This is a genomic window from Pseudomonas sp. W22_MBD1_FP4, from assembly GCF_052113765.1.
In the GTDB taxonomy this organism is placed as follows: domain Bacteria; phylum Pseudomonadota; class Gammaproteobacteria; order Pseudomonadales; family Pseudomonadaceae; genus Aquipseudomonas; species Aquipseudomonas sivasensis.
This window is the reverse complement of sequence record NZ_JBGQOI010000021.1, coordinates 1-12,203: the sequence shown is the minus strand read 5'-3', so window position 1 is coordinate 12,203 and position 12,203 is coordinate 1. Positions and strand designations below refer to the sequence as shown.

Here is a 12,203-nt window from a genome sequence, read left to right as displayed (position 1 = left end):
AAGGAATGTCCGATGTCCCTCTCTTCTCTGTGGCGCTTGACCCCGCTTGCCGCCGCCCTGCTGATCAGCTCCGAAGCCCACGCCCTGGAGTTGCAACCCCAAGTCATCACCGGCAACCCGCTGGGCAGCGAGCAACTCGCTTCACCGACCACCGTGCTGGAAGGCGATGACCTGACCCTGCAACAAAAAGGTAGCCTTGGCGAAACGCTGAACAAGCAGCCGGGTGTGTCGTCTTCGTACTTTGGTCCAGGCGCCAGCCGGCCAATCATCCGTGGCCAGGACGGCGATCGTATTCGTATCTTGCGCAACGGCGTGGGCGCCCTGGACGCGTCGTCGCTGTCTTATGACCATGCGGTGCCGCTGGACCCGGTCAACGTCGAACGCATCGAGATCGTGCGCGGCCCCGCTGCATTGCTGTACGGCGGCAGCGCCATCGGTGGCGTGGTCAACACCTTCGACAACCGCATCCCCACCGAAGCCCTTGAAGGCATCCACGGCGCCGGTGAACTGCGTTATGGCGGCGCCGACACTACACGCAGCAGCGCAGGCAAACTCGAAGCCGGCAACGGCACGTTCGCCCTGCACCTGGACGCCAACGCACGGGAATTCAACGACCTGAAAATCCCCGGCCAGGCCCGCAGCCGCCGTGCACCGGAAAGCGAAGACGGCCCCGGCAAAAACGGTCGCCTGGGCAACAGCGACGGACGTCAGGACGGTGGCGCGGTGGGCGGTTCCTACACGTGGGACGACGGTTACGCCGGGCTGTCCTACAGCAGCTACGACGCCAACTACGGCTCGCCGGCCGAACAGGACGTGCGCATCCGCATGAAGCAGGATCACTACGCCTTTGCGTCCGAGATCCGCAACCTGCAAGGCCCATTTACCTCGGTGAAACTCGACGCGGGCTACACCGACTACGAGCACCGCGAAATCGAAGGCGGCGAAACCGGTACGATCTTCAAGAACAAAGGCTATGAAGCCCGCGTCGAAGCGCGTCACCAGCCCATCGGCCCGTTCGATGGCGTGGTCGGCGCCCAAGTGACCCGCAACGAGTTCTCGGCCCTGGGCGAAGAAGCCTTCGTACCGCAGACCGACACCAACGCCGGCGCGCTGTTTATCCTCGAAGAAATGCAGGCCACCGAGCGCCTCGCACTCAGCCTTGGCGGACGCCTGGAACACACCAGCGTCGAGCCGGATGCCAAGGGCAACGCGCGCTTTGCCGGCGCCGACAAAACCAACGATTTCACCGCCGGCAGCCTGTCCTCGGGTGCGGTGTATACGCTGACGCCGATCTGGTCCCTGGCGGCGACTCTGGGCTACACCGAACGTGCGCCGACCTTCTACGAGCTGTACGCCAATGGCGCCCACGTCGCCACCGGCACCTACGAACTGGGCGATGCCAACCTGAAGAAAGAAAAAGCCGTGTCCAGCGACCTGGCCCTGCGCTTTGACAATGGCACGCATAAGGGCAGCTTCGGTGTGTTCTACAGCCGCTTCTCCAACTACATCGGCTTGCTCGGCACGGGTCGTACCCTGAACGACGAAGGTGAAGAAGACGCGAATGGCATTCCTGAGTACGAATATTCCGGCGTGCGTGCACGTTTCGCCGGCTTTGAAGCTCAAGATCACATCAAGCTCGGCGAAGGCGCCTACGGCAAATTCGCCTTGGAGCTGTCGGGCGACTATACCCGCGCCACCAACCTCGACACCGGCGACGCCTTGCCGCGCATTGCGCCGCTGCGTTTGAACAGCGGATTACTGTGGGAACTCGACCGCTGGCAGGCACGCATCGACGTGGAACACGCGGCAGGCCAAGGCCGTGTGCCGGATAACGAAAGCGGCACCGACGGTTACACCACATTGGGCGCGAGCGCGGGGTATCACTTCAATGTCGATGGCAGCCAGTGGTTGGCGTTTGTGAACGGTGACAACCTGACCAACCAGACTGTGCGTTATGCCAGCTCGATCCTGCGGGACATCGCACCGGCACCCGGTCGCAGTGTGCAGTTCGGCATCCGCACCACCTTCTGACGCACACCGCTAACCCCTTTTGAGAGGGGGCTTGCTCCCGATGGCAATCGGTCAGATAACCCAACGGTGTCTGATCCACCGCCATCGGGAGCAAGCCTTCTCCCACACTTATTGTGCAGCGACGTTCTGTCACTGTTACCAAATCGGAAATGATGCATCTTGCGATTTGCGCTTTCTCTCGACGCGTCCGCGCTTTATCCTTGTCGGCAATAACCTGAAACGTTTCACTCCCCGGTCGACCCCATCTTGCTGAATATTCCCACACACCAAGACAGCGCTGTCTTACACCGACCTGCGCCTGGGTATAAATCGCGCGCCTGTGGATAACCCTCGCAATCCTCAGAAAAACCGAATTAACGCTGAACCAAGCCTGTGCCGAATCGTCATCTACAGTGAGTGAAGCACGGGGTTACACAATTATTCCAACGTCACGGAGAAACACACTATGAGCACTGATGGTGCTTCAAGCCCAAGCCGCCTGCTGCCCAGGTTGCTAGGCGTCTTGCTGCTGATCATGGGCCTGGCCCTGCTGGCCGGCGGTATTAAGCTGACGATGCTCGGCGGGTCGCTGTATTACCTGCTGGCCGGTATTGGCATCGCCCTCACCGGCGTCCTGCTGCTGGCTACCCGCCGCGCAGCGCTGGGCCTGTACGCGCTGGTGCTGTTCGCCAGTACCGTGTGGGCATTGTGGGAAGTCGGCCTGGACTGGTGGCAGTTGGTGCCACGTCTGGCACTGCTGTTCGCCCTCGGCATCGTCATGCTGCTCCCGTGGTTTCGCCGTCCGTTGCTGCGTGGCCAACCTGCCCCGCTGGGCACTGGCGCGCTGAGCGTGGCCGTGGTGTTGGCCGGCGCTGCCGCCCTTGCCAGCCAATTCACCAACCCCGGTGAGATCAAAGGCCAACTGGACCGCGACGCGGTGCCGGGCATGGCCAATGCTGCGCCGTCCCAGGCTGATGGCGATTGGAATTCCTACGGTCGTTCGGCCTTTGGTGATCGTTACTCGCCACTGGCGCAGATCACCCCGGAAAACGCGCACAAGCTGGTTCCGGCGTGGACGTACCGCACCGGCGACATCCCTGGCCCGAACGATCCAGGCGAGACCACCGCGGAAAACACCCCGCTGAAAGTCAACGGCATGCTCTACGTGTGCACGCCGCACAGCCAAGTGATCGCCCTGGACCCGGACACCGGCAAGGAAATCTGGCGCTTCGATCCGAAGATCAGCAGCCAAGGCGCTGAGAACTTCAAAGGTTGGGCGCACATGACCTGCCGTGGCGTGTCGTATCACGATGACGCCGTCTACGCTTCCGAGCAGAGCCCAACCGGCAGCGCCAGCCCGGCCGCTGCGCCGAATGCCTGCCCGAAACGCATCTTCGTGCCGACCGCCGACACCCGCCTGATCGCCCTGAACGCCGACACCGGCAAGATGTGCGAAGACTTCGGCGACAAAGGCCAGGTCGACCTGCGTGCCAACATCGGCAGCTTCGCCCCAGGTGGTTACTACTCCACTTCGCCACCGGCCGTGACCAAGAACCTGGTCGTGATCGGCGGTCACGTCACCGACAACGTTTCGGTCGACGAGCCAAGCGGCGTAATCCGCGCGTTCGACGTGCACACCGGCAAGCTGGTGTGGAACTGGGACAGCGGCAACCCGGACGACACCACCCCGTTGGCCGAGGGTAAGACTTACACCCGTAACTCGCCGAACATGTGGTCCATGTTCGCCGTGGATGAAAAACTCGGCATGCTTTACCTGCCGATGGGCAACCAGATGCCCGACCAATACGGCGGCGACCGTACCGACGATTCCGAAAAATACGCCGCTGGCCTGACCGCCCTGGACATCGACAGCGGCCATGTGAAGTGGACCTTCCAGTTCACTCACCATGACCTGTGGGACATGGACGTAGGCGGCCAGCCGTCGCTGATCGACATCAAGACCGAGGCCGGCGTGAAGCAGGCCGTCATGGCGTCGACCAAGCAAGGCAGCATCTACGTGCTGGACCGTGCAACCGGTCAGCCGGTCGTGCCGATCCATGAAGTGGCTGTTCCGCAGGGCGCAGTGGCGGGCGACCGTACCTCCCCTACCCAACCGAAGTCCGAACTGAACTTCATGCCGCCGCCGCTCAAAGAGCGCGACATGTGGGGCGTGACGCCGTTCGACCAACTGCTGTGCCGCATCGATTTCAAATCCATGCGCTACGACGGCCCGTTCACCCCGCCATCGCTGCAAGGCTCGATCGTTTACCCAGGTAACTTCGGTGTGTTCGACTGGGGTGGCATTTCCGTCGACCCAGTGCGCCAGATCGCCTTCGTGAACCCAAGCTACATGGCGTTCAAGTCCAAGCTGATCCCAGCTGCCGACATCGCCAAGCAAGGTCCACGCGTCAGCGAAACCGAAGGCGTGCAGCCGAACAAAGGCGCGCCGTACGGCGTGATCCTGGAAGCGATGCTGTCGCCAATGGGCCTGCCGTGCCAGGCACCGGCGTGGGGTTATGTGGCAGCGGTCGACCTGACCACCCACAAAACCATCTGGATGCACAAGAACGGCACCGTGCGCGACAGCTCGCCGGTTCCGATCCCACTGAGCATGGGCGTACCTAGCCTGGGCGGCACCTTCACCACCGCCGGTGGCGTGTCCTTCCTCAGCGGTACCCTCGACCAGTACCTGCGTGCGTATGACGTGAAAAACGGCAAGCAACTGTGGGAGGGCCGCCTGCCAGCGGGTGCGCAAACCACACCGATGACCTACACCGGCAAGGACGGCAAGCAATACGTGCTGGTCGTGGCGGGTGGTCATGGTTCCCTGGGTACCAAACAGGGTGACTACGTAATGGCGTTCAAACTGCAGGATTAAGCGTTACCGGCGGCAAAACAAAGGCGGCTACCCTCACAGGTAGCCGCCTTTTTCATAAACAACACAGATCAAAATGTGGGAGGGGGCTTGCCCCCGATGGCAGTGGGTCAGCCAATGCACAGGTCACTGACGCACTGCTATCGGGAGCTTCCCCCTCCCACGCTTGCCCCCGGCATTCATAAAACTAGTGTTCGATCACCTCGCCGCGCATCACCGCCAACCGTGCAATCAACCGATTCTGAACCGGCACCGAGATCCCTTCGCTGTCCATCGCCTTGATCAAATCCTCCACCAACGCATTGAAGTCACTGCGGCTCACGTTCTGGCCCTTATGACTCTCGGCCATGCTGTCACCGGTGTAGGTGCACGGCCCGCCTGCTTCAACACAGAACTGTTCGATCAACTTGTTGCGCAGGCGCTGGATATCGACGCGCCGAAAGCGTTCGACGATGCGCTGATCCCGGGCAATGTTGAGCAGCATGCCTTCGACAATCCGCGTGATGCCGGGCATGGCGCCAAGGTCGCGGTACAGGCTGTCGTCCTTGGGCGGTTGCTGGGCGCAGGCGCTGAGCAGCAGCACCAGCGCAATCGGTAAAAGGCGCATTAGAAACTCCCCTGTACGGACAGGTAGGTGCCGTTCTGGTTATCCAACGTAGCGATTTCGCCGAGGCGCGCGTAGGCCAGCACAAACGACACATGCTTGTTGGGAAAGTAGCCGACAAACACGTCCGCCCAGTCGCTTTCGCCAGCGAACGACAAGTTATCGGGCTTCTCGCGGTACTCCACGCCCACCGCCCAGCGCGGGTTGAACAGCAGGGCCACCGACCCTTCCTTGAGCAGGCTGCGACGGTCGCGGCGGTCGCCGCCGAAGCCAAGCAGGCCGGTTTCATTGGCGCGGCTGTAACGCAGGTTACCGTTGACCAGCACGTTGTAGCCAAACGCCGCGCCCATGAACAAACGGCTGGCGGCGAGGTAGCCCTCCACGTCGCTGTCACGCTTGGCGCCAACCAGGCTGGGGATGTCGAAGTTGGTCTGGTGTTTGTATTCCAGGCCCAGCGAAACCTGCGGCAAGCGGTCGTAAATCACGTCACCGAACAGGCGGACCTTCACACCGAGCACATCCTGGCCAAGGTTGTCTTCCGGCAGATTCAGCTTGTGCACCAGGCTGCCGAGGTCAAAGCGCTGGCGGGCAAAAGAGACTTCGACGCGGTTGTCATAGGCCAACGCCAGCCCCGCCACATCCAGCCGATAGTCCGGCAGGTTGACGCTGGTGGCGAACGCCGTGGCGCCCCACTCGTGCTGTTCGCCATAGCCGGCCAGCACCGCCCACGGCGTGATGCCGCCGCCCGCCGTGCCCTCGATGCTGCTGGCACCGCCGGTGGCGATCAGGCGGCCGTTGTCGGCCAGGGTGGTTTGCACAGTCAGGGCGGCCAGGCAGCCGATCAGTAGAGAAAGACGCACGTCAGCCACTCAATGAACCAGGGAAGTTTGCGCACTGAGTGGCAACGCCACCCAGGCTTCGAAAGCGTCAGCGCTCAAAGGCCGACTGATCAGATAACCCTGGGCCGTGTCGCACTGCCAGCGCTCCAGCAGGCGCAGGCTATGGGCATATTCAACGCCCTCGGCAACCACTTTGAGGCCCAGGTTGTGGCTCATTTCGATGGTGGAACGCACGATCACCGCGTCCTCACTGGTTTCATCGAGGTTGCGCACAAAGGATTGGTCAATCTTCAACTCTTGCACCGGTAGACGCTTGAGGTGCGCGAGGGACGAATAGCCGGTGCCGAAGTCATCCACCGACAGACTGATGCCGCAATCACGCAGCAGGTGCAGGACTTTGAGGGCTTTTTCCGGCTCGCGCATTACTGCGCTTTCGGTGATTTCGAACACCAGTTGCTCAGCCGGCAAACCGTAGCGACGCAGCAACGCCGAGACGCGGTGGGCCAGTTCATCGCCGAGCAAATCGTCCGCCGAGATGTTCAACGACAACTGCAGGTACAGGCCACGGCGGTTCCACTCACACAGCTGACGAATGCCCTCTTCGATCACCCAGTGGGTCAGCAACTGAATACTGCCGGAGCGCTCGGCCAAGGGAATGAACTCCGCCGGCGAGACCATGCCGAACTGCGGATGCTGCCAGCGCAGCAAGGCTTCGGCCTGACGTACGTGGCCCTCACGAATGTCCAGCTTGGGCTGGTAATGCAGCAGCAATTGGCCTTGGTTGGGCGCGTGGCGCAGGTCGCGGATCAGCGTGATCTGGCGGCGGTGCGCGAGGTCACGGCCATGTTCATAGACCTGCAGGCGACCGGGCATTTGCGCGGCGTCTTTCATGGCGATGGCCGCGCGTTCAAGCAAGGTGTGCGGGCTTTCGCCATCGGCTGGGAATGCGGCGATGCCCAAACGGCAGTCCAGCGCCAAGTCATGGCCGTTGATGCGCTGGGGCCGCAGCAACAGTTGTTGGAGTTTGTCGGCCATGCCCACCGCCTCGTCGCTGCCTGCGCCTTCGAGCAATAGCAGGAACTCGTCGGCGATCAGATGCGCCAGGGTATCGCCGGGGCGCAGCACGGCTTCCAGGCGACGGCTGACGGCAAGCAGCAATTGGTCCACCGCATCCGTCCCGGCGGTTTCGCTGGCGACGCGCAAGTTGTCGATGCCCAGGTAGATCAACGCGACCGGCCGGTTCAACGCAATGGCGCTGCCCAGACGCTCCATGGCCAGTGCCCGGTTCGGCAGGCCGGTGAGGCGATCATGCAAAGCATTGTGGGCAAGCTGCTGTTCGCGCTCGGCGATGCCGCTTTGCATGGAATTGACCGCATGGGCCAGTAACCCCAGTTCGTCACTGCGGGCCAGGGTCACGGGTGTTTGATAGTCGCCCTGGCCAATGCGCTCGGCCGCCAGGGCCAGCGCCTGCACTGGGCGCGACACGGTGCGCGCCAGCAGCAAGGCACCGATCAACGAAGCCAGCAACGCGACCAGTGCGATGGCGAGGATCTTCTCATCCAACGGCACAAAGGCTTGCATCGCCGCATCCAGCGGGCTTTGCAGCAACGCCAGGACTTTGCCGTTTTCATCGCTGGCCAATACCAACGACTGATTGAGGAAACGCTGCTCCAGGTGATCGGTGGTGGACACGCCACGGCGCGTGGAATCGCCCTGCATCAATGCAAGGATGCTCCTGCGCAGCTCTTGAGGTTGGGTGGTGACCAACTCGCCAGGCTGGTCTTTTTCAATCGCCAGGAACGACACTTCCAGGTTGCTCAACGAGCGCAACTCATCGGCGAACGCACCGTCCATGCTGAAGCCCATCACCACCCGCGCAATCGGCAGCGGCGCCAGCACCGAGGCTTCCACCAACAGGTGCGGCTTGCCTTGCAGCGGCACAATCAACATGACCTGGCGATTGCGCCGGGCCTCGCGCAGCGACTGGTCATACTTGAAGGTCGAGCCTTCGGGCACTTCGCTGAGGGTACTGGCCAGGACTTTGCCGTCCATGCCGAGCAGGATCATGTCACTGGCGTTGATGCGCTTGCCGTGGTTGAGCAGCACCGAGCGCATCGTCGCCGAATCGCCACTGGCCACCGCATCACGAAAACCGAAGTCGGCCGCCAACAGTTGCACGCCGTCAGCGAGGCGCCGCCCGCGTACGTCCAGCAAGCGCTCGAAAACCCGCGCGCCCACATCCAACTGGGCCAGCGCCTGGCTGCGCACCGCTGAACTGGTGGCAGCCTTGACGCTGAAATACAGTGCGCCGATCACCACCAGCAACAGCAGGATCAGGACGCTGGCGACCCGCGCCTGGAAACTACTGCGCAGTTTCACGGGCGGCTCGATTGAAGGCATCGCCAAAGGCACTTGGCGTCGGCGGAAGATCCTCGGACGCCGGCTCCAGGGCCAGCACCACGTTGTGTCTCAGGCCAGCGGCAGGCACATGCAGGGTGCCGCCGTCCAAGGGCTGCATATCCGCCAACTGCGGGTGCCAAAGGGTGGCGTGGTAATCACCGGGCGCCAGCTGCTCCAGGTGCACTTGGCCCTGGGCGTCGCTGACAGCGAAGAGCGGGGCATCGGTGACGTAGATGTAACCGAGCATCCAATCATGGATATTGCAGCCCAGCACCACCACGCCGGGTTTGTCGAACAGCAGCGGCTCGGCGGGCGTGCCTTCGTACAGGCGCAGTTCGAAACGTTTGGCGGCGCTGAACGAATAGACCTGATGCCGGATGTTGTCGCTGTTGGGGAAACGCACCTGAGTGCCGGTGTGTACCGCCAGCACATGGGGCGCAAAGCGCTGGCCGCGTTGGTCCATATTCGCTTTGAGCACGGCCGACGATGAGCCGGGCGGGCCTTGCAGGGTCACGACCGCATCCGCCACCGGGCTGCCATCGGCCCGCTTGAACACCAGGTCCAGCGTGGCCGCCGACGCAGAGCCGGCCAACATCAGCATCAGCGTCAGGGAGAGCAAGGGAGGAGTTCGGGCCATGGTCGATCCGCAAAAAATGGAAAATGAGCGGCCAGCCCTGGCACAGTGGGTTACGGTCATGATGCCGCAAACAAGGCACAATGCCATCATGCAATAGCGCTGGATACTTGACCGTTGGTCGGTAAATAACTGTGCAAACGGTCAAGCCTTGTAGAGCGTATCGGCCTGGGGCCTAAAAACTATAGACGCGGGCTTCAGACCGGCGCGCGCTCGCGGCGCATCCACATCTCGAACGCCATGGCATTGAGCGGCCGACTGATGAGGTAGCCCTGGGCCGTATCGCAGTTCCACTGTTTGAGGAGTTTGAGACTGGGCTCGAACTCCACGCCTTCGGCCACTACCTTGAGCCCCAGGTTGTGGCTCATTTCGATGGTGGAGCGCACGATCACGCCGTCGCCCGTGGCGCTGTCGAGGTTGCGCACAAACGACTGGTCAATCTTCAACTCCTGCACCGGTAAGCGCTGCAATTGCGCCAGCGACGAATAGCCCGTGCCGAAGTCATCCACCGACAGGCTGATGCCACACCCACGCAATTGCTCCAGCACGCTGAGGGCCTGCTTCGGGTTGTGCATGATCGCGCTTTCGGTGATCTCGAAAATCAGTTGCTCGGCCTGCACGTCGTAGTGTTCCAGCAAGGTGGTCACACGAATCGCCAGGTCATCATCGGCCAGGTCGTCCACAGAAATATTCACCGACAACTGGATATGCAATCCGCGCTGCGCCCACTCGCCGATCTGACGAATAGCCTCTTCGATCACCCACTGGGTCAGGCCACCCATGCTGCCAGTGCGTTCAGCCAGGGGAATGAACTCGGCGGGCGATACCAGCCCCAGCGTCGGATGCTGCCAGCGCAGTAAGGCCTCGGCCTGGCGAACATGGCCATGCAGGAGGTCGAGCTTGGGCTGATAACACAGGTGCAACTCACCTTCGACGACCGCACGGCGCAGGTCGCGGATCAGGCTGATCTGGCGCTGGTGCGCAAGATCGCGGTCCTGCTGGTAGATCTGTAGATAACCGGGCAGCGTCGTTGCATCGTGACGCGCGATGGCCGCACGGCTGATCAACTCCTCCACATACTGGCCGTCGGCGGGGTACGCGGCGATGCCGATACTCACCTCGTGGCGCACTTCGTCATTGCCGAGGCGCTGGGGTTCGGTAAGCAGCGCGTAGAGGCGGTCGGCGCGGGCTACGGCGCGGTCAACCTCGGTATTTTCCAGCAACAACAGGAATTCGCTGCTGGTGATGCGCGCGGCGGTATCGCTGGCCAATAGGCTCATGGACAGACACCGGCTGGCCTCGCGCATCATCTCTTCGACGCCCTCGGGACCGAAGCCCTCGTTGATGACCCGGTAGTTTTCGATACCCAGGTACAGCAACACCACTGGCCGACGCGCACTGATCGCGCTGCCCAGGCGCTCCATCGCCAGCGCGCGGTTGGGCAGCCCGGTGAGAGCGTCATGCAGGGCGTTATGGGCCAGTTGCCGTTCGCGCACGGCGATGCGGCTTTGCATGGCATTGAACGCACGGGCCAACAGGCCGAATTCATCGTGGCTGCGCACCCGCACCGGCGTGCGGTAATCCCCCGCGCCAATGCGCCCAGCCGCCTCCACCAACGCATTGAGCGGGCGCGACACCCGCCGCGCCAGGAACAACGCACCGGCCAACGAGACCACCAGCACGGCCAGGGCGATCCCGAGGAACTGCCGGTCCAGCGGCGCAAAAGATTCCAGCGCGTGGTCCAGCGGGCTTTGCAGCAATACGCGCACCTCGTTGCCGTCACCGGTGTTGGCCAGCGGCAACACTTGGCTGAGCACACGCTCACCGTAAAACGGATGGATCTGCGCCTCTGGGTTCAAAGGCGCATCGTGGAGCAGGCCGAGGGTGCCGGCCTGATAATCGACAGGCTGGGTACTGAACAACGGACCGGGCCTGCCGTCCTGCACGCTGAGAAACGACACCTCCAGGTTGCTCATGGAACGCAGTTCGTTGGCGAACAGTTGGTCCATGGCAAAGCCCATGACGACGCGGGCGATAGGCAGGGGGTCGAGGACTTCATCCTGCACCAGCAAGTAAGGCCGCCCGTCCAAGGCGACAATCACCATTTGCAGGCCGTCACGCCGCGCATGGCGCAAGGCAGTGTCATAGGGAAAAAGCTGCCCGCGCGTGAGGATGGGCAACGTGCTGACCACGACCTTGCCATCCAGCCCCAGCACAAACACCTCGCTGGAACGGACGCCGGAGCCATGCCGACGCAGTGCAGCCAGAATCGACACCGTGTTGCCTTCGGCCACGGCTTGCTTGAACGGGCCGTCGACGGTGAGCCAATCGAGGCCGTATTGCAGGCGACGCCCGCGCAGGTCCAGCAGACGCTCGAACACCTGGGTTCCGGTTTTCAACTGGACTTGCGCCTGGTTCTCCACCGCGCGGGTGGTGGCGGCCTTGACGGCAAAATAGGTGGCGGCGACGACCACCAGCAGCAGCAGTGCCAGCACCCCGGCGATGCGAGTTTGGAACGTATGGCGCCACGTCATGGCGGTGCCCTCTGGCAGTGTTCGCCTCTCTCTGCCACTACGTCCTTTTGTCATGTGCATTCCTTGCGACAGCTGACCTGGCGTCAAAAAAATATCCATTTTCGTTGGATATTGGGTGTGAGGAGATTAGCTGGGAGTTGGGGGGTGTGCATTCAATAAACGTGGGGATTTAGGTGGCGGTTTATTGGCGACAGAGGGTTGGCTTGGGGGGCATATCCGTTATCTGGGTAACGGCGGGTATTGGTTCCGCCCTTACGGCGGGTCACTTTGGAAAAGCCCCAAAGTAACCAAAGGGCTCTTGCCCCAA

Annotated in this window: 7 protein-coding genes; 2 read left to right on the top strand and 5 right to left on the bottom strand. The window is 62.3% G+C overall.

The genetic code is table 11. The features are described from left to right. The first annotated feature begins 12 nt into the window (after positions 1-12). Together ACEN2T_RS23180 and ACEN2T_RS23175 are read left to right on the top strand one after the other, a co-directional pair. A complete protein-coding gene (locus ACEN2T_RS23180) occupies positions 13-2,031 on the top strand; it encodes a TonB-dependent receptor (RefSeq protein WP_442117603.1) in 2,019 nt (672 codons plus the stop codon). A 445-nt stretch (positions 2,032-2,476) separates the two neighbouring features. Then, positions 2,477-4,888, top strand: a complete 2,412-nt coding sequence (locus ACEN2T_RS23175) for a glucose/quinate/shikimate family membrane-bound PQQ-dependent dehydrogenase (protein ID WP_442117602.1) — start codon at positions 2,477-2,479, stop codon at positions 4,886-4,888. 184 nt (positions 4,889-5,072) lie between these two features. Here the strand turns inward: ACEN2T_RS23175 and ACEN2T_RS23170 are convergent, their stop codons facing one another. The 5 genes from ACEN2T_RS23170 to ACEN2T_RS23150 form a co-directional block, all read right to left on the bottom strand. Beyond that, positions 5,073-5,492: a group I truncated hemoglobin gene (locus ACEN2T_RS23170; protein ID WP_032891871.1), complete on the bottom strand. Its 420-nt coding sequence runs from the start codon at positions 5,490-5,492 to the stop codon at positions 5,073-5,075. Continuing rightward, positions 5,492-6,349: a DUF3034 family protein gene (locus ACEN2T_RS23165; RefSeq protein ID WP_095184315.1), complete on the bottom strand. Its 858-nt coding sequence runs from the start codon at positions 6,347-6,349 to the stop codon at positions 5,492-5,494. Before ACEN2T_RS23165 ends, ACEN2T_RS23170 begins: the two co-directional genes overlap by 1 nt. 9 nt (positions 6,350-6,358) lie before the next feature. Beyond that, entirely contained in the window at positions 6,359-8,707 is a 2,349-nt protein-coding gene (locus ACEN2T_RS23160; RefSeq protein WP_122680308.1) for an EAL domain-containing protein, read from the bottom strand. Beyond that, positions 8,691-9,365: a methylamine utilization protein gene (locus tag ACEN2T_RS23155; protein WP_442117601.1), complete on the bottom strand. Its 675-nt coding sequence runs from the start codon at positions 9,363-9,365 to the stop codon at positions 8,691-8,693. Before ACEN2T_RS23155 ends, ACEN2T_RS23160 begins: the two co-directional genes overlap by 17 nt. Positions 9,366-9,559: 194 nt before the next feature. After that, positions 9,560-11,896: a putative bifunctional diguanylate cyclase/phosphodiesterase gene (locus tag ACEN2T_RS23150; RefSeq protein ID WP_442117600.1), complete on the bottom strand. Its 2,337-nt coding sequence runs from the start codon at positions 11,894-11,896 to the stop codon at positions 9,560-9,562. Positions 11,897-12,203 lie beyond the last annotated feature (307 nt).

What these genes read in the sequence shown, in the direction of transcription:
- ACEN2T_RS23180 (WP_442117603.1), top strand. Translation starts at nt 13, where the DNA reads ATGTCCCTCTCTTCTCTGTGGCGCTTGACCCCGCTTGCCGCCGCCCTG.
- ACEN2T_RS23175 (WP_442117602.1), top strand. Translation starts at nt 2,477, where the DNA reads ATGAGCACTGATGGTGCTTCAAGCCCAAGCCGCCTGCTGCCCAGGTTG.
- ACEN2T_RS23170 (WP_032891871.1), bottom strand. Translation starts at nt 5,492, where the DNA reads ATGCGCCTTTTACCGATTGCGCTGGTGCTGCTGCTCAGCGCCTGCGCC.
- ACEN2T_RS23155 (WP_442117601.1), bottom strand. Translation starts at nt 9,365, where the DNA reads ATGGCCCGAACTCCTCCCTTGCTCTCCCTGACGCTGATGCTGATGTTG.
- ACEN2T_RS23150 (WP_442117600.1), bottom strand. Translation starts at nt 11,896, where the DNA reads ATGACGTGGCGCCATACGTTCCAAACTCGCATCGCCGGGGTGCTGGCA.